This is a genomic window from Hydrogenophaga sp., assembly GCF_030651625.1.
In the GTDB taxonomy this organism is placed as follows: Bacteria; Pseudomonadota; Gammaproteobacteria; order Burkholderiales; family Burkholderiaceae_C; genus Hydrogenophaga.
This window is the reverse complement of record NZ_JAUSCF010000007.1, coordinates 1-18,035: the sequence shown is the minus strand read 5'-3', so window position 1 is coordinate 18,035 and position 18,035 is coordinate 1. Positions and strand designations below refer to the sequence as shown.

At 63.7% G+C, this 18,035-nt stretch carries 16 protein-coding genes; 4 read left to right on the top strand and 12 right to left on the bottom strand.

The annotated features are described in order from the left end of the window. Positions 1 to 19: 19 nt before the first annotated feature. From Q7V46_RS03125 to argS, 10 genes are all read right to left on the bottom strand, one after another. The gene (locus Q7V46_RS03125) at positions 20 to 397 is read right to left on the bottom strand and encodes a DUF2784 domain-containing protein (protein WP_304912051.1); all 378 of its coding nucleotides are present in this window, start codon (positions 395 to 397) and stop codon (positions 20 to 22) included. A gap of 43 nt (positions 398 to 440) precedes the next feature. Next, positions 441 to 1,577, bottom strand: coding sequence for a toxin-antitoxin system YwqK family antitoxin (locus tag Q7V46_RS03120; protein WP_304912050.1), 1,137 nt, complete (start codon positions 1,575 to 1,577; stop codon positions 441 to 443). A gap of 9 nt (positions 1,578 to 1,586) precedes the next feature. After that, a complete protein-coding gene (locus Q7V46_RS03115; RefSeq protein ID WP_304912049.1) occupies positions 1,587 to 2,024 on the bottom strand; it encodes a putative toxin-antitoxin system toxin component, PIN family in 438 nt (145 codons plus the stop codon). 197 nt (positions 2,025 to 2,221) lie between these two features. After that, complete coding sequence (locus Q7V46_RS03110) at positions 2,222 to 3,544, bottom strand: class I SAM-dependent RNA methyltransferase (RefSeq protein WP_304912048.1); 1,323 nt, start codon at positions 3,542 to 3,544, stop codon at positions 2,222 to 2,224. Between the two features lie 105 nt (positions 3,545 to 3,649). Beyond that, a complete protein-coding gene (gene rpoN, locus Q7V46_RS03105; protein ID WP_304912047.1) occupies positions 3,650 to 5,311 on the bottom strand; it encodes an RNA polymerase factor sigma-54 in 1,662 nt (553 codons plus the stop codon). 85 nt (positions 5,312 to 5,396) lie between these two features. Further along, positions 5,397 to 6,179 (bottom strand): LPS export ABC transporter ATP-binding protein, encoded by a 783-nt coding sequence (lptB, locus tag Q7V46_RS03100; RefSeq protein ID WP_304912046.1) that lies wholly within the window; start codon positions 6,177 to 6,179, stop codon positions 5,397 to 5,399. Then, the gene (gene lptA, locus Q7V46_RS03095; RefSeq protein WP_304912045.1) at positions 6,176 to 6,805 is read right to left on the bottom strand and encodes a lipopolysaccharide transport periplasmic protein LptA; all 630 of its coding nucleotides are present in this window, start codon (positions 6,803 to 6,805) and stop codon (positions 6,176 to 6,178) included. The genes lptB and lptA overlap by 4 nt, the downstream gene beginning before the upstream one ends. A 179-nt stretch (positions 6,806 to 6,984) precedes the next feature. After that, positions 6,985 to 7,629, bottom strand: a complete 645-nt coding sequence (locus tag Q7V46_RS03090) for a thiol:disulfide interchange protein DsbA/DsbL (RefSeq protein WP_304912044.1) — start codon at positions 7,627 to 7,629, stop codon at positions 6,985 to 6,987. 68 nt (positions 7,630 to 7,697) lie between these two features. Then, complete coding sequence (locus tag Q7V46_RS03085; RefSeq protein ID WP_304912043.1) at positions 7,698 to 8,369, bottom strand: SPOR domain-containing protein; 672 nt, start codon at positions 8,367 to 8,369, stop codon at positions 7,698 to 7,700. A 15-nt stretch (positions 8,370 to 8,384) separates the two neighbouring features. Continuing rightward, positions 8,385 to 10,058 carry an arginine--tRNA ligase gene (argS, locus tag Q7V46_RS03080; RefSeq protein ID WP_304912042.1) on the bottom strand — a complete coding sequence of 558 codons (1,674 nt, stop codon included), beginning with the start codon at positions 10,056 to 10,058 and terminating at the stop codon, positions 8,385 to 8,387. Between the two features lie 797 nt (positions 10,059 to 10,855). Between argS and Q7V46_RS03075 the strand changes: the two genes are divergently transcribed. Beyond that, positions 10,856 to 12,538 carry a DUF1996 domain-containing protein gene (locus tag Q7V46_RS03075; protein ID WP_304912041.1) on the top strand — a complete coding sequence of 561 codons (1,683 nt, stop codon included), beginning with the start codon at positions 10,856 to 10,858 and terminating at the stop codon, positions 12,536 to 12,538. Between the two features lie 149 nt (positions 12,539 to 12,687). Here the strand turns inward: Q7V46_RS03075 and Q7V46_RS03070 are convergent, their stop codons facing one another. Together Q7V46_RS03070 and Q7V46_RS03065 are read right to left on the bottom strand one after the other, a co-directional pair. Beyond that, entirely contained in the window at positions 12,688 to 13,284 is a 597-nt protein-coding gene (locus tag Q7V46_RS03070) for a hypothetical protein (protein ID WP_304912040.1), read from the bottom strand. Between the two features lie 306 nt (positions 13,285 to 13,590). Further along, positions 13,591 to 14,502 carry an HTH-type transcriptional regulator ArgP gene (locus Q7V46_RS03065; protein WP_304912039.1) on the bottom strand — a complete coding sequence of 304 codons (912 nt, stop codon included), beginning with the start codon at positions 14,500 to 14,502 and terminating at the stop codon, positions 13,591 to 13,593. Positions 14,503 to 14,658: 156 nt separating this feature from the next. Between Q7V46_RS03065 and Q7V46_RS03060 the strand changes: the two genes are divergently transcribed. The 3 genes from Q7V46_RS03060 (at position 14,659) to Q7V46_RS03050 (ending at position 17,932) form a co-directional block, all read left to right on the top strand. After that, complete coding sequence (locus Q7V46_RS03060; protein WP_304912038.1) at positions 14,659 to 15,333, top strand: LysE/ArgO family amino acid transporter; 675 nt, start codon at positions 14,659 to 14,661, stop codon at positions 15,331 to 15,333. Positions 15,334 to 15,435: 102 nt separating this feature from the next. Then, positions 15,436 to 17,109: an NAD(P)/FAD-dependent oxidoreductase gene (locus Q7V46_RS03055; RefSeq protein WP_304912037.1), complete on the top strand. Its 1,674-nt coding sequence runs from the start codon at positions 15,436 to 15,438 to the stop codon at positions 17,107 to 17,109. Positions 17,110 to 17,113: 4 nt separating this feature from the next. Then, positions 17,114 to 17,932 (top strand): carbon-nitrogen hydrolase family protein, encoded by an 819-nt coding sequence (locus Q7V46_RS03050; protein WP_304912036.1) that lies wholly within the window; start codon positions 17,114 to 17,116, stop codon positions 17,930 to 17,932. The last annotated feature ends 103 nt before the right edge of the window (positions 17,933 to 18,035 follow it).

The following is an 18,035-nucleotide window of genomic DNA, read 5'->3' as shown; positions in this document are numbered from 1 at the left end:
GCGGCGCTGGGATTCGGGTTCAAGCGCCGGCGGTGCCCAGGTGGCGCCACCAGAACATGCCTCCATAGAGCAAGCCGTTCCACAGCAGGATCGAGACACCGGCGATCCGCTCCATGCGCCGGGGCATGCCCATCGGGTACACCAGCGGACCCAGGTAGTGTTGGACGCACCCCCCAGCGTAGGCAACGCCTCCCGATGTGGCCCGGAGCCGGTTTTCCAGGGGGGTGAGCGGACAGGTCCACCCGGCCAGATTGACCACCGCCGACCAGATCACGATGGGCAGGTGAACCCAGACCCAGCCGGGCGCGATCAGAATGCCCAGCGCGCCCAGCACCGCGAGCAGCACAAAAACGAAATGAATCAGCAGCACCAGCTCGGCAGCGAGACGGTGGATCATGGGGCGCTCGCTGTGTTTCACTTCGGGCAGCCCGGCCTCATCCTCAGACGCGAGAACCGCCTGCCAGAAAGTGCTCATCGTTCTCGAGCGAACCCTGAGCGCTGTAACGCTTGCGTCGCAACAGCACGCCGCGATCGCCGTGTTCCTCTTCGCGCCGCAACACGCCCGCTTCGTCAAAGTACTTCTGCCAGCCCATCAAACGGCCATTGCGATCCGCGTTGATGGCCGCAGGCTGGCCGTTGTCCCAGTAACTTTCGGTGAGGCGCTGCTGGTGGCGTCCGTCGCGCTGAATCTCTTGCCGCAGCTTCAGCTGTCCGTTGAGGTACCACTGCCGGATGGTCTGCTCATGTCCGCGTGCCCACAACGTTTCCTGTGTGAGCTGACCACTCTCTGCCCAATCCCGCGCCACACCTTCGCGCCCCTGACCATCCGAGGGATCTCGCTCGATGAAGTCGGCTTCCGATCGCAATGGACCAGATCGGTAGTAGACGCGCTTGATGCGCCGACCCTCCTTCACTTCTTCCGTGCGCACAGGCTGGCCGCGTTCGTCGAGCACGGCGTTGTACAGCAGCTGGCCCGCCAGGTAGCGCACCCGCCCACTGGCGTTGCCTGGGGCGCGGTACAGCGTGACGTCGCTGACCTGTCCCGCATGACCGCACGGGGTGCGGTCATGGGGAACGAGAGATCGTTCGGCACAACGCAGTTCGTTTAGCGATCCGTCGGCCAGCAACACCAGGCTCACCGCAGCGCGCCGATCGACATAAAAGTCCAGCCGCTGCAGGTACCCGGCTTCGGCGAACTGTTTCTGCTCGCCCACCAACTGTCCGTCGACCAACTGTTCTTCCCGGCGCAAGGTGCCGCGGGCATCGAACTCTCGGGCCACACCATGGCGGTGGCCGCGTTCGTTGACGCTGTACTGCTTGCGGGTGCCGTCGTGCAATTCCAGCAGCACCGGACCTTCAAAGCGACCCTCACGCACCGTCTGCTCACGCAAACGCAGTGCACCTGTGTCATCCGTGCACCGCATCACACCACTCTTGCCAGCCATGCCGTGCCCATCGGCGGGATCGACCGCTTCGCCACTGAGCTCACATTGGGGTAAGGCGCGGACAGTCGTGCTCGCCGCCAGCAACACCATCGTCAGAGCGATGTGGCGTGCGATGCGAGCAGACAAGCGCATGACCAGTCTTCAGAGTGGGGAAGCCGCAAGCACCGATTCCGACGGCCAGGTGCGACACACCCGAAGCCCCACCCGTTCGAGCCTGCGTGCCATGCACAGCACCGCCGCGTCCTTGCTGACCAGCGAAGCGCCATGGGCAGCTGCCAGATCAATGAACTTCTGATCGTCCGGGTCCTTGCAGGTGAAGGGTGCCTTGGCTGCGGATGGCACGAGGTGCACATGCCGGTCGAAGGCGTCAAGAACGTCGCTTTTCGACAAGGCCACGGCGAACAGTTTGCGCACAATCTGCGGATAGCCCAGCACGCGCACCAGCTCTTCGCGCATGGCGTCCGTGGCCAGCCAGTCGAGCGATTCGATCTCCAGCGCTTCGCGCAACGGCGCAATGGCCGGATCCTGAAAAACAAATAGGTCGAGCGTGATGTTGGTGTCGATCACAACCGCGCTCATGTCAGACGCTCTCTCCGGAGCGAGATGTCCCCAGTCCAGGACACCCGAAGATCCGGCTCTGGCGGTCCTAGGGTGTGCCCCCCTCTCGGAGGGGGGTGACGCCGAAGGCGGCGCGGGGGGAGTCTCACTGATTCGCCGGTCCAAGGGTGTGCCTCCCTCTCGGAGGGGGGTGACGCCGAAGGCGGCGCGGGGGGAGCTCATGACCGTCTTGCCATGAGATCAAACCGGAACAACCGGCATTCGATCGGCCCGTTCCACAAAGGCACACGTCGCGATTCCTTGAATCGCATCTTGCCTGGCAGCTTCAGGTCGGGCGTGAGCAGCCAGGCGCTCCAGCCGGCGTAATGCGACTTCCAGTGCGAGGCAAGTTGCTGGAAAAACTCGCTCCCATCGCCACCGTCTGCCATCTGAGCGTTCTCGCGGCCCAGACCCGGCGCGGGCGGTGGCGCCTGATCCACGGCGAACGTACGTGGCGCGCGCGGGGCCATGCGCTGGGGCCGGGCACTGGCGCGGTCTTCCGAACGCTGCCCAGCCACGCCTGCGGCCGCGATGCGTTCGCCATAGGGCGGATTGAGCAGCAGCACCCCTGGTCTGGTCGTCGGCGGCTGGCGCTGCAAGGCGTCGCCGCCGCGCAGCTCCACAGCGTGCGCCACGCCGGCGCGCTCCGCATTGCGATGGGCAAAGTCGACCATGCGGAAGGACACATCGCTGCCGAACACGATGGGCGCATGACCGGCCGGCCACTCGCGCTCTTCGCGCACCGCATCGTCCTTGATCGCCTGCCAGACATGAGGCTGAAACGGCAGCATCTTCTCGAACGCAAATCGGCGGCGCAGTCCGGGTGCTATGCGCAGCGCAATCTGCGCGGCCTCGATCACCACCGTGCCACTGCCGCAGCAAGGGTCGTACAGCGGTACGACATCGTCCAGTGGCTGACCAGCGCAGGCGTCCCAGCCAGTGGCGGCAATCATGGCGGCGGCCAGCGTCTCCTTCAGTGGCGCGTCGCCTTTGTCTTCGCGCCAGCCACGCTTGAACAGCGGCTCGCCCGAGGTGTCGATGTAAAGCGAGAGAGCGTCGGTGGTGAGGTGGGCGTAGATGCGCACATCTGGCCAGGTGGTGTCCACGCTGGGGCGTTCGCCGCGTTTGTGGCGAAAACGGTCGCAAATCGCATCCTTGATCTTGAGCGCAGCAAAGTTCAGGCTGGTCAGCGGGCTGTGCTGGGCCGTGATCTCGACCTTGATGGTCTGGGCCGGCGTGAACCAGATCTCCCAGGCCACATCGCCAGCCGCGTTGTAGAGGTCTTGCTCGCTGCGATATTCGCCATGCCAGAGCTGCACCAGCACGCGCTGGGTGAGCCGGCTGTGCAGGTTCAGCCGCATGGCATCGCGCCAGGACGCCTGCACCCCCACACCACCGCGCGCCTTGTGCTGAACAGCCTCACCGGTGATGCGCTGCACCTCGGCGCTGAGCATGTCCTCCACGCCGGCGGCACAGGGGAGGAAGAGCTGGAGCTGGTTCATGGCAATTTCTAACGCTGCATTGAAAGCGTAGGGCAGAAAGGGAAAAGTGTGAAGAAGTGGGCTATTCGCCGCGCGCTCAACGCGAGGCGATGGAACAGCGTGCCATCAGCGCTTGCGCAGGTTGGCCGGCGCGATCCGCAAGGCTTCGCGGTATTTGGCCACGGTGCGGCGGGCACATTCAATGCCCTGTTCGCGCAGCAGGTCGGACAGCTGGTTGTCGGACAGCGGTTTGGCAGGCGTCTCGGACGCAATGAACTGCTTGAGCAGGGCCCGCACCGCCGTGCTCGATGCGTTGCCGCCGGTTTCTGTACCGAGCGAGGAACCAAAAAAGTACTTGAGCTCGAAGGTGCCAAAAGGCGTGGCCATGTACTTGGCGGTGGTCACCCGGCTGATGGTGGATTCGTGCAGTCCGAGCTCGTCCGCGATTTCGCGCAGCACCAGCGGGCGCATGGCCAGTTCGCCGTGCATGAAGAAGTTGCGCTGGCGCTCGACGATGGCGCTCGAGACCCGCAGGATGGTGTCGAAGCGCTGCTGGATGTTCTTGATGAACCAGCGTGCTTCCTGCAGCCTTTGCTGCATGGCCGCATGGCCGGCTTCGCCACCGCTGTCACGCCCACCCCGGTTCTGGCGCATGGCGTTGGCGTACACGTCGTGCACGCGCAGGCGCGGCATCACCTCGGGATTCAAGATCACCTTGAAACCCCGGCCGGCGCGCGTCACGATCACATCGGGCACCACCAGATTGCGTTCCAGGTCGACAAACTGGCGGCCCGGTTTGGGTTCCAGCCTGGCAATGAGCGCCATACCTGCACGAACGGTTTCTTCATCCAGACCACACAGGCTGCACAGGCGTTTCACATCGCGCTTGGCGATCAGTTCCAGGGGCTGGTTGCAGATGGCCAGCGCAGCGCGCGCTTCGGGCGTGTTGCGCAATTCCAGGATCTGCAACCGAAGGCATTCGCCCAGGTCGCGTGCACCGACACCCGCTGGCTCCATGTTCTGAAGCCAGTGCAAGGCCGTGGTCAGGCGCTGCTCCAGTGCTTCGCGGTCTTCCAGGCTGACCGGCGCCTCGGTGCCGGTCGCGCCGCCTGCGCCGTCAATCACGCTCATGCGCAGCCAGGCCCCAGCCAGGTCGGAAATGCTCTCTTCGAGGTAGCCGTCGTCGCTGAGCGATTCGATCAAAAAATACAGCGCAGCGCGGTCTTCTTCGTTCAATCGCAGGCAGCGCGCCTGGTCGTGCAGGTGGTCCTGCAGGCTGACATTGGCGCGCGCCAGATCGGCGGCCGATGCAGTCTCGTCGCCGTCCGATGCCCCGCTGTTGCGCGCGGGCGCCTCGCCGCCCCATTCGCCATCATCGGGGGCGATCTCCACCGAGCCATCACCTTCCCAGCTTTCTTCAAGCGGAGCAGCGCCGTCGATCCGGCTCTCGACCTCGTCACCCTGGGCGGTGTCGCCACTTGGCGCACTCTCGCGGTCGAGGGAGGCGCGTTCGGGCTCGGTCGGGCCCGTCGCTGCGGGCATGTCGCCCGGCTGAGAGGCCTCGACAATCTGCTCGCCCGCGCTGACCGGCGTGTCGGTCTGGTCCAGGCCGAACGCCTCGCGTTCGGCGGTTTCTTCGGTGCGCTCCAGAAAGGGGTTTTCATCGAGCATCTGCTCGACTTCCTGGGCCATTTCCAGCGTGGAGAGTTGCAGCAGGCGGATCGACTGCTGCAACTGGGGCGTGAGTGCCAGGTGCTGTGAAACACGCAGGGAAAGGCCTTGCTTCATGAAGTGCCCTCCACCCAAGGCGCTGCGCGCGCCCTGGACTGAGGGGCTTCAATCGGCCGCCATGACGTGTTCAACATGCTGGACATCACATCCTGAAGTGCTCACCGAGGTACACCCGGCGCACGTCGGCGTTTTCCACGATCTCGGCGGGCGTACCGCTGGTCAGCACGTTGCCATCATTGATGATGTAAGCGCGATCACAGATGCCCAGGGTTTCGCGCACGTTGTGGTCGGTGATCAGCACACCGATACCACGCCCCTTGAGGAAGCCGATGATGCGCTGAATCTCGATCACCGCGATGGGGTCGATACCGGCGAACGGCTCATCCAGCAGGATGAATCGCGGGTTGGTGGCCAGCGCCCGCGCGATCTCCACACGGCGGCGTTCCCCGCCAGAGAGCGCCGGGGCGGGCGAATCCCGCAGATGGTCCACGTGCAGCTCTTTCAAAAGGGCATCGAGCCGGCTGCTGACCTCCGCTTGCGCAAGCGGTTTGCCTGCGTCGTCGGTTTGCAGCTCCAGCACGGCGCGCACGTTGTCGGCCACGTTGAGCTTGCGGAAAATCGACGCTTCCTGCGGCAGGTAGCCCAGCCCCAGGCGCGCGCGGCGGTGTATTGGCATGCGCTCGATGGATTGCCCGTCGAGCAGGATCTGCCCGCCATCGACGCGCAGCAGGCCCACGATCATGTAGAAGGAGGTGGTCTTGCCAGCACCGTTCGGCCCAAGCAGCCCCACCACTTCGCCTTTGTTCACCGCCAGCGAGACATCTTTGACCACCTTGCGGCTGCCGTACGCCTTCTTCAGGCCCCGAGCCTCCAGCGTGCTGCGGTCAGCCGACCCTGGCGGCCGGGTGGCCGCGTCCGTCGTCACTGGCTTTTCTCTTTGATTTGGCCGCTCGGGCGCAGGTTGGCAGGCGCTGCAGGCGTGGGGGCGGGCGCGGCCGTGCCTTCTGCCGGGATCGGCGTGAGCATGGCACGCACCCGGCCCGATGGATTGGCCGCATCATTGCCCGGTTCGTTGCCCCTGACGGTAAAGACCTCAGTGGCGCTGTTGTAAACAATCAGGTTTCCCCGCGCTTCGTCATTGATCTGGGTGCCTCGGTACCGTCGCAGCACCGCATTGCCTGTGAAGCGGACGATCTCCGATTTGCTGTCGTAATCGATGCGAACCCCTTCTCCTTCGATCCATTCATCCAGCCCCTCACGCTTCTGCCGAAAAAAGCCGGGGATCGCAGGGGTGCCGGTGAGTATTCCGACCTGATTGCCCTGTGCGTCCTGCTGCACCTCGATCTGTTTGCCGCGCATGATGATGGTGCCCTTGGTCAGCACCACATTGCCGGTGAAAACGCTGGTCTGCTTGGCGTCGTCGTAGCGCAGGGCATCCGCTTCGATGTTCATGGGCTTGTCCCGGTCAGCCGCCTCTGCCTGGGCCGCACCCACGCAGAAGAGGCCAGCGGCCAGCACGGAAACAAATCGGGTCAGGGATTGGGTCGGCATAGGTGAGGGCATGGCGTATTGGGGCACGAAACTTGCATTCATTGTAACGGCGTGAATCGGGAATCCTGTGGCACTTTCACTCTTGATTCCCGCTCTCCGCAGAAACAGAAAACCCCGCTGTGCGGGGTCGGTTGAAGCGTGTACTGACGCCCGGCCGCAATGCCCGGCGGGCGACAGTTTCAGCCCTTGCGCACCTCTGCAATGAGGGCATTGGCCACGGCCAGCGTGCGCGGCCCCTGCCCGGGAATGTAGAAGCGGCCTGCCACGCCCAGTGCCGGCGTGCCTTCCACCTTGTAGGCGTCCTGCAACTGGGTGGCACGGCTCGCTTTGCCGGCCACTGCGAAGGAGTTGTAAAACTCGGTGAACTTGCCCTTGTCAACCCCCTGTTTCTCAATCCAGGCGGCGATGGCATCGGGCGTGGTCAGTCTCTGCTTGTCGACATGGATGGCCTTGAACACCTTTTCATGCAGGGCGTCGACCTGACCCATGGCTTCGAGTGCGAAATACAGGCGCTGCAACGGCAGAAAAGCATCGCTGAACGCCACCGGTACGCGGCGCAGCGTGACATGGGCCGGTTTCTGCTTGAGCCACTCGGTGATATGGGGTTCAAAGTTGTAGCAGTGGATGCAGGTGTAGGCAAAGAATTCAACAACCTCCACCTGGCCAGCGGCGCTGTCCACAGGTGCCGGGCGTGGAAGGCGCATGTAGTCGGTGCCTTCCTTCAGACCGGCGATCTGGGCCTGGGCGGTGCCCCAGCTCAATGTACCGACCGCAGCCAATCCACCACCGGCCAACAAGACCCGGGAAAAGTTTCGACGTTGCATATGTTCAGACTCCTGAGGGTTACCGCACTTGGGTTTTTTGCCGGGCCGATAGTTCCCGTTGCCACTGTTCAGCGATCAATGCGAACCAGCGCCGCCTCCACACCGTTGACCGTGAGCTGTTCACGGGTGACCTCCGCCAGCGCACGATCCGCAAAGGGTCCGACGCGCACGCGGTAGACCGTGCGTCCGGACTGTTCGCGTTCGGTCACGGCAGAGTCGATCCCCAGCATGGCCAGGCGGGCGCGCTGCGCCTGCGCGTCGTCGGGATTGCGAAAGGCGCCGGCCTGCACGAAGTAGGCTGAGCCGCCTGCGGTACCGGCAGGGGCGGTTTCGGAAGGTGCCGCTGTGGTCGGCTGGCCGAGGCGCGATTGGACCAGATCCCCCAGCGGGTCGCTTGCCGTCGAAGGCAACGTGCCGGCAGGTGGGAGGGCCCGGCCGTCGGCAGGCGGCACCACGATGGCACCGGCAGGATCGGCCGGGGGCACCTCCACAGGCGCCACCGGCTGGGTACCGGCTCGGCCACCGAGCGTGGCATTGGGGTTCCAGCCCCGGTTGCGCTCGGCCTCGATCAGGTCCTGGTTCGCATTGCGCGACACACCCCGATCCACAAATGGAATTGGCACCTTGGTGACGTACACAGCAACAGCCAGCGCAGCGCCAAGTCCAACCAGCAGCCCCACGACAAAGCCGATCAGGGTGCCGCCTTGCTCCAGGCGCAGGGTTTTACATGGGGGTTTCATAGGCCTGAATTCAATTCACATCTTCTGGGGTGCACTCACACCCAACACATGCAGGCCATTGTGCAACACCTGTGCCGTGGCAGCGACCAGGGCCAGTCGGGCGGTCTTGACCGATTCGTCGTCCACCAGAATGCGTTCGGCGTCGTAGTAGCTGTGGTAGCTCGCAGCCAGCTCACGAAGGTAGAAAGTGACGTCGTGCGGCGCGAAGTCGCGCGCAGCATCACTCAACATGCCCGGGTACTTGGCCAGCAACAGCATCAGGGCCTGCGCAGGTGCGCTGTCGAGCGCCGACAGGTTGGCCTGCTTCAGCGTGGCCACCTCGCCGCCCCAACTGGCCAGCACCGAACAGATGCGCGCATGCGCGTACTGGACGTAGTAGACCGGGTTGTCGTTGTTCTTCTGTACAGCCAGATCCACATCAAACGTGTACTCGGTGTCGGGCTTGCGGCTGAGCAGAAAGAAGCGCACCGCGTCCTTGCTGGTCCATTCGATGAGGTCGCGCAGCGTCACGTAGCTGCCGGCGCGTTTGCTGATCTTGACCTCTTCGCCACCACGCACCACGCGCACCATGGTGTGCAGCACGTAGTCGGGATAGCCGGCAGGAATGCCCACGTTGGCCGCCTGCAGGCCGGCGCGAACACGGGCAATGGTGCCGTGATGATCGGTGCCCTGGATGTTGATGACCTTGGTGAAGCCGCGCTCCCACTTGCTGATGTGGTAGGCCACGTCGGGCACGAAGTAGGTGAACGAGCCGTCGGACTTGCGCATCACGCGGTCCTTGTCGTCGCCGTAGTCGGTGGACCTGAGCCACAGCGCGCCGTCCTGCTCGTAGGTCTTGCCGGCGTCGATGAGCTTCTGCACCGTGGCCTCGACGCGGCCGCTGGTGTAAAGGCTGGATTCGAGGTAGTAGTGGTCGAACTTGACGGCAAAGGCTTGCAGATCGAGGTCCTGCTCGTGGCGCAGGTAGGCCACCGCGAACTGGCGCATGCCATCGAGATCACCGATGTCGCCGCTGGCGGTGAACTCGCGGTCGTCGGCTTTCACCGTCTTCTTCGCGAGAAAGTCTGAAGCGATGTCGGCGATGTAGTCACCGTTGTAGGCCGCCTCGGGCCAGTTCGGGTCGCCCGGCTTGAAACCTTGTGCACGAAGCTGGGTGGAGGCAGCCAAAGTGCCGATCTGGACCCCCGCGTCGTTGTAATAGAACTCGCGGTGCACGTCCCAGCCCTGGGTTTCATAAAGGCTGCAGATGGCGTCGCCCAACGCGGCCTGCCGGCCATGGCCAACGTGAAGAGGGCCGGTCGGGTTGGCAGACACAAACTCGACCATCAGACGCTGCCCATTGGGCTCGACAACGCCAAAGCGCCCGGCAGCAGCCAGCACTTCATGCACGACCTGCTGCTTGGCTTCGGGCTTGAGCCGGATGTTGATGAAGCCGGGACCCGCGATGTCGATATCGGACACCCATTGTGCGTAAACCGGTTGTGCGAGCAAGTCAGCCCGCAGAACCTCTGCAAACTGGCGCGGATTGAGCTTCAGCGGCTTGGCCAGTTGCATGGCGGCCGTGCAGGCGAAATCGCCATGGGCGGCCACCTTCGGCGACTCGAACGAGGCTTTTTCACCGGCGCCCGGAGAACGCTGTTCCAGTGCGGCTGCCAGTCCCGCCAGCAGGTCTTGTTTGATCTTGAGCATAGGGCGAGATTCTAGGGCGCCGAGCCGACACAGGCCCCAGGCGCACAGCGAGTGGCCGGCAAGCCAGTGTTCGTCCGGGCAACCACCAGTGCTGGCCCGGCACACAGGCCGACCTTTCGGAACGGCACAGGTCAGACCTTTGGTCGGAAAAGACCGGGCGCCCTTTGTGCGCTGATACACATTCGCCTCAGGCTGTGTGAATACCGCGCGACCTTCCCGGCCCCCCGAAGTGGTGCATTCCCGAAAGCATTCCGGCGAAAACGACACTTTGGGTTTCAATTCCAATGGCCATCCCAATTGCGGTTTCACAAGCCGCCCGGAGCCTGTTTTTTACGTCCTCTTACAGCACGCTCCGCTCATGCTTCCGGATAATCCGTTCAGCGGCAAAGAACCCAACTCCCGACATGCGCTGAATACATTGCAGTTGTGGATTCGCTGATGGTGGCGTCCAAAGACCATCAGAAGATCACAAGGATGTGGGAAGGTTTCGGAGGCCGCTGGCACACCAGGAGACAACGGTGGTGCGGTTTGCCAGGCAGGTGTCGACCCCAGTGGTCCGGCGCTTGCTTCAAGGCTCCACGGCTCTGCGAAGGCTGATCAGGTTGTGACGCCTTCTGGCTCGTAGGCACATCCCCACGAATCGGTTTCACTTTTTTTGCGAGATCTACAGATCTTGCAAGGGATTGATTTGTTCTGGAATTGATAGGTGTAAGTCCTGCTCAAGGTTTGCAACTCAGGAAATGTTTCGACGCAATTGATTGCACTTTATTTGACTATTGTTTAAGCACAGAGACCCAATGACCTACTTCAATCATTTCGAACCCAAATCGCTGCATGCCAGCGGATTGGTGCTGGCATCGGTACTGGTCGCTTCCCTGTACGCGACCGAAGCTCAGGCCCAGCAAACCATCGGCGGCGTCACCTACAGCTCCAAAGCTTGCGCCACAGAGGGTAGAACCTGCTCGTTCACCGGTTCGCGTTCCGTCGCTTACGGCGCCGCCGGCAAGTTCAACGTTCGCACATTGACCGGACCAGCGAGCTGCAACAACAACGTCTTCGGCGACCCCATCATGGGTGTGGTCAAGGCATGCTACCTGGCCACCTCGGCTCCAGCTCCAGCTCCGGCTCCAGCTCCAGCTCCAGCTCCAGCTCCAGCTCCAGCTCCAGCTCCAGCTCCAGCTCCAGCTCCAGCTCCAGCTCCAGCTCCGGGAACCCAGTTGATCAATGGCAAAACCTTCAGCAGCAGCGCCTGCGCACGGGAAGGTGGCACCTGCAGCTTCTCGGGACAGCGGGAGGTGGCTTATGGCGCCGCCGGCAAGTTCAACCTCCGGACCTTCAGTTCGTCGACCGGCTGCAACAACAACGTCTTTGGTGACCCCATACCCAACACCGCCAAGTCGTGCTTCGTGGCCACGTCGACTTCCGCACCGGCACCAGCTCCAGCTCCAGCTCCAGCTCCAGCTCCAGCTCCAGCTCCAGCTCCAGCTCCAGCTCCAGCTCCAGCTCCGGCTCCAGCTCCGGCTCCGGCTCCGGCTCCAGCTCCAGCACCGGCTCCGGCACCAGGAACGGTCTCTGGTATCGGCGTTCCGCTGACCTCCGGCTTTGCCCTTGGCAGCGCCACACCCCGTGTTCAACCGACTTCCGAAGTGGCTCAGCGTTCGGGTGACGGCGTGGGCGCTTTCCGGACCGTGTGCGAACCCACTCACATGGCCTACGACGACCCCATCGTCTACCCCGGCCAGCCAGGCAGGTCCCACCTGCACACCTTCTTCGGCAACGCGGGTGTGACGGGCAATTCCACGGCCGACAGCATTCGCAACTCAGGCAACTCATCCTGCCGCGGTGGCACGCTCAACCGGTCGGCCTACTGGGTACCGGCCATGGTGGACACGCGCACCAACGTGGCGGTCATGCCCATCGCTTCGAACTTCTACTACAAGACCGGCTACCTCGGGGTCCGGCCCGCAGATATTCGTCCATTCCCTGCAGGCCTGCGCATGATCGCTGGCGACGCGAAAAACACCAAGCCAGCGCCACAGTACGCGCAATCGGCGTGGAGCTACCACTGCCACAACGCCGGCAACGGTGTCGGGTCCAGCATCCCGAACTGCGGTGTGGGCGATGAAATGGTGTTGCAGATCCAGTTTCCTCAGTGCTGGGACGGTGTGAATCTTGACAGTCCGGATCACATGAGCCACATGGCCTACTCCAACCCCAGCCGGCCGGGCTGCCCGTCTTCCCATCCGGTGGCACTGCCTGAGATCACGTTCAACATCCACTACCGCGTCACGTCTACGAACCAGGCCAGCTACTGGAGGCTCTCGTCCGACACGTACTCGGGCCCTGCGGGTTACTCGGCACACGGCGACTGGTGGAACGGCTGGGATCAGAACGCCATGGAAGCCTTCGTTCGCACCTGCAACAACCAGGCCCTGGACTGCAAGTCGCATCTGCTGGGTGACGGACGCGCCATTTACTGACCTGGCCAACCCTATGCAATGGCCACCCCCCAGTGGCCGTCAATCCAAAAAAGCTGCTCCTGGTTTCAGGAGCAGCTTTTTTGTATGCAAGTCCGCAGATTGCCAACGGCGAGCTGGTCCAGCCTGAACCGCGCAACGTGCGCAGGCGCTCACTGGGTGCGAGGCACTTCCGCGACGGTATCCGAAGGAAGAAAGAGCAAGCTTCGCGGCACGAGATAGCGAGCACCATGCGGCGCTGTCCACTCAAGCCGGATTTCTCCCATGTCTGGGCCGACCTCACTCAGTTCAAGCAAGATCGGATAGAAACGCCCGACGGACATGTCAACGGGAACCGGTGGAGAAACGCCAGCGCCCGCCACCACTCGCTGCGCAATGCTGACGCTCAGGCCCTTGGCATCGGCATGAAACCGGTAAGTGCCCGTCAACGGGGCCTTGATCCAGCCGCTCCATCGAACCGACCGAGGCCGCTTCCCGAGGTTGTCCGGCCAGTTCAGGGAGTCATCGAAAAGCACGGGGGAGTCGATCCTCACGAGGAGCGGTGTGCCCTTGCCTATCTCGCCAGGGAAGTATTCCCCGCGCAAACCCACACCCACCGCATTGGCCGATGTGCACATGTCGGCACGCAACTCGGCGGTCTGCATGTCGGGCGACATCGGTTCGGACGCAGACACCGCGTGATCGCTCTGCCGGCGCCAGTACACGCCTGCGCCGATGGCACCACCAATCGCCACGAGCCCGACGGCCAAAGCCCCTCGTCTTCGATGGAGTGATGAGAGAGCAGGTTTTTTCGGCTGGGACATGAAGGTTCGGATGTTCGGATCGCGGGTTCTGGGCTCGCTTTTGGTCGAGCGCTTGAGGGTTCATCACTGCCCCCCGAGAAAAAGTACAGTGATTTGAATGGTCACACTCTGCGGTCACAAATGCAAGCGGCGAAAGTGTCATTTTGCAAGCGCTCCTTTGAGCCGGCTTCGCGGGGGCTTTCCTCATTCTGCGCACGGCAACACCAGACAGGCATGCATGGGTAAACCACCAGGCCCATCAGGCGCCCAGGTTCATGCAAGAGGGCGCAGCTGCTGACGCGCTGCCGCCTTCACCGCCGCGGTCAACCGCTGGGCCGAGGGTGGCTCGTGCGCCCAGTGCTGCCAGTACAGCACCACGTCCACGGTAGCCCCGGGCAGCAGTTCTTCCAGCAGGGGTTGGTGAAGGAGGTGCTGTTCGGGCACCATGCCCCAGCCAAGGCCCAGCTCGATGGCGGTCTCGAACGCTTCCACTGCCGGGGCGAAGTGCCGGGGGTAGTTGGGTCGGTGCAGACCAAAATGCTGCTCCAGAAAATCGTCCTGCAAGGCGTCCTTGCGGTTGAAGATCACGGCCGGATGCGACAGCAGCTTGTGCGGTGACACCGCACCGCTGGGGGTGCGGCAGCGCTGCACCACCTCGGGTGCGGCCACACAGCGGTAGCGCATCACGCCCAACGGCTCAGCCACACAGCCGCGCATGGCGGTGGCCAGGGTGGTCACGCAGCCCATCACGTCGCCGCTCTTGAGGGCGTCGTGGGTGTGGTCCTGGTCGTCGATCACGATCTCCAGCAGCAGGCGGTGGCGCTGCAACAGCGCCGCCACGCCCGGCAGGAACCAGCTGGCCACCGAATCGGCGTTGATGGCCACCGACAGGCTCTGCCAGCGCGGCCCACGACCTGCTGACGCGGGTGAGCCGCCCTGCAGGTCGGCCAGCAGGTCCGACTCCATCAGGCGCACCTGCTTCACATGGCCCAGCAGCGCCTGGCCAGCGGGCGTGGCCCGCACCTGCTTGCCACGAACCAGCAGGCGCTGGCCCAGCGTGTCTTCCAGCGACTTGATTCGCAGCGACACCGCCGCCAGCGTGACCGACAAGGCCTTGGCGGCAGGTCCGAAACCGCCATGTTCGACCACAGCGGCCAGGGCTTCAAGTTGGCGGGCGTCGAGCATGGGGAAGCAGGATTGTGGCGTGCAGGCGAAATTGCTTGAATATTACTTGAGTGAAGTTACTTTAAATTGATTTCATTTAATTAGTTTCCAACGACGCGCACACTCTCATCTCATCGACGCCCGGAATCCACCGGGCGCTGCTCCTTGAGAAACACCATGTCTGCCTTCCCCGCCCTGACCTTGCCCGCACTTTTCTCGCCCGCCTTCACCGCCGGCATGGTGCTCAGCATTTCCCTCATCATGGCCATCGGCCCGCAGAATGCACACGTGCTGCGCATGGGCCTGCAACGCCAGCACCTGTGGCTCACCGTGGCGGTGTGCGCGGTGGCGGACATCGTGCTCATTGGCCTGGGCGTACTGGGGCTGGCGCAACTCGGTGGCCTGTCGGACAAGCTGCATGGCGCGCTGGTGGGAGCTGGCATGCTGTTTCTCGCGGTGTACGGATGGCAGGCGTTCCAGCGTTTTCTGCACCCCAGGGTTTTGGCCATCGTGGCCGACGACGGCACATCCGCCTCTGGCCAGCCTGCGGCAACCCCGGTGACGCGCCGTCATGCCCTCATGTCGGCATTCGCGTTTTCCTGGCTGAACCCGCACGCCTGGCTCGATACCGCCGTGCTCATCGGTACCGCGTCGCTCGCCTATGGACAGGGCAGCACGGTGTTCGGCATGGGCGCTGCCGCCGGCTCGGTGGTGTGGTTCCTGGCACTTGGTGCGGCCGCCTTCTGGCTGGGCCGCAGACTGAACTCGCTGCACGTGTGGCGCGCGCTGGACGGCATGGTTGCGCTCATGATGTGGGGCACCGCCATTGCCCTGATGGTGAGCCTGTTCTGAATACGGTGTTCGCGCGGCAGCTGCAGGGCGGCCGCAGCGCAAATCGACCCATTGAACAACCGGCAGACAACAAAAACACGGTCGCCTTCCGTCCCACCCTCCATGAACACCCTTCGCACCCCTGATGCGCCCGTCACCGTTTTCGGACCGGATTTCCCGTTCGCGTTTGACGACTGGTTGACCCACCCGAAAGGCTTGGGTGATTTGCCGGCCGAGAGGCTGGGCACCGAGGTGGCCATCGTGGGTGCGGGCATGGCCGGTCTGGTGGCCGCCTACGAATTGATGAAACTGGGTCTTCGCCCGGTGGTCTATGAAGCTTCCCAGATGGGTGGGCGCCTGCGTTCGCAGGCCTTTGAAGGTGGGCGCGGCGTGGTGGCCGAATTGGGCGGCATGCGCTTCCCGGCATCGGGCACCGCGTTCTTCCACTACGTGAGGCAACTGGGCCTTCAGACACGCCCCTTTCCCAACCCGCTGACGCATGCCGCGGGCTGTACCGTGATCGACCTTGAGGGCCAGACCCACTGGGCGCGCCACCTGGACGACCTGCCGCCGCTTTTCCGCGAAGTGGCCGAAGCCTGGGCGCAGGCGCTGGAGAAGGGCGCAGGCTTCAGCGGCTTGCAGCAGGCTTTGCGGGAGCGGAATGTGCCGCGCCTCAAAGCCTTGTGGGATCGGCTGGTGCCTTTGTGGGACGACCGAACCTTCTACGACTTTGTGGCGCAGTCCGAGGCATTTGCAGCGCTTTCTTTCCGGCATCGGGAGGTGTTTGGCCAGGTGGGTTTTGGCACCGGCGGCTGGGACTCGGATTTCCCCAACTCCATGCTGGAGATCCTGCGCGTGGTGCTGACGGCCTGCGACGACAACCAGCACCTCATCGTGGGCGGTGTGCAACAGGTGCCGCTCGGGCTCTGGCGGCACGCACCCGCCGAGCACGGGCTGCGGCATTGGCCAGCCGGCACCACGCTGGCCTGGCTGAACGCTGGCGCGCCCCGTGCCGGTGTCAAGGCGATCTCGCGTGCCGCCGAAGGCCAACTGGCCGTCACCGACTCCTGGGGCAACACACGCACTTACGCCGCCGTGCTCACCACGTGCCAGAGCTGGCTGCTGACCACGCAGATCGCAGTGGAAGAATCGCTTTTTTCGCACAGACACTGGATGGCGCTGGACCGCACGCGTTACATGCAGTCAAGCAAGACCTTCGTGATGGTGGACCGGCCGTTCTGGAACGACCTGAGGGCCAACGGCTGGCCCCAGATGGGCATGACATTGACCGATCGCCTCACGCGCGGCACCTACCTGTTCGACAACGGCCCCGACCAGCCCGGTGTCATCTGCCTGAGCTACGCGTGGATGGGCGATGCGCTCAAGATGCTGCCCTACGACACCGAGAAACGGGTGCAACTGGCGCTGGCTTCGCTGCGCAAAATCTACCCCGACGTGGATATCGCCAGCCACATCATTGGCGATCCGATCAGCATCTCCTGGGAGGCCGACCCGCATTTTCTGGGTGCATTCAAAGGCGCACTGCCTGGCCACTACCGTTACAACTACCGCATGTACAGCCATTTCATGCAGGCCGGTTTTCCAGAAGCGGAGCGCGGCATCTTCATTGCCGGAGACGACGTGTCGTTCACCCCAGCCTGGGTCGAAGGTGCGGTGCAGACCGCGCTGAACGCAGTCTGGGGAATCGTGCACCACCTGGGCGGTCGTACCCACCCCGACAACCCCGGGCCGGGCGACGTGTTCAACGACATCGGCCCTGTGGCACTGCCCGACTGACCCGATGGCCGAGCCCACAGACACCCTCACCCTGGCCCTCTGGCAATGCGCCTATGCGGCCGACACTGCTGGAGCCTTGCTGCAGCTGGACGCGATCGCAGCAGAAGCCCAGGCTCAGGGCGCCGACCTGCTGCTTTGCCCGGAAATGTCGCTCACGGGCTACGGCATTGGACCCGCGAAGGTGCGGGCGCTGGCCGAACCGCCGAATGGTCCGCTGGCGCAGGCGGTGGGGCAGATCGCCCAGCGCCATGGCCTGACGATCGTCTATGGCTACCCCGAACGCAACGGCAATCAACAACCCTTCAACTCGGTGCAGACCATGGCCCCGGACGGACGTGCTCTCGCGCACTACCGCAAGACGCACCTGTACGGTCACACCGACCGGACCCAGTTCAGTGCGGGCGATCTGCCGCCCGCCGTGTTCAACTGGCGCGGCTGGCGCCTCGGCCTGCTGATCTGCTACGACGTGGAGTTCCCCGAAACCATGCGGCTGCTGGCCCTGCAAGGCGCCGACGCCGCGCTGGTGCCCACCGCCAACATGCTCGCCTTTGATGAAGTACCGCAATTGCTGGTGCCGGCAAGGGCCTGCGAAAACCGGATGTATGTGGCCTATGCCAATGCGTGCGGTGAAGAGTCGGGCCTGGTCTATGGTGGACTGAGCACGCTCGCGTCGCCTCGGGGCGATGTGCTGACCCGGGGCGGGCGCGGAGCCGACTTGTTGTTCGGCGCACTGCAACGCTCGGTCAGGGAAGAAACAGGTTTGGCATCTCAACTGCAAAACCGCCGCGTTGATTTGTACGCAGGCTTGATGGCTCGCCCGTGACCGACCCAGGCAAAGGCGTCTAGTGTCCTGTCCCGCAAATAACTTGCATATGAAACCGCGCCTTCACACCCATGGCCGCGTTGCAAATCCTCGCGATAGCACA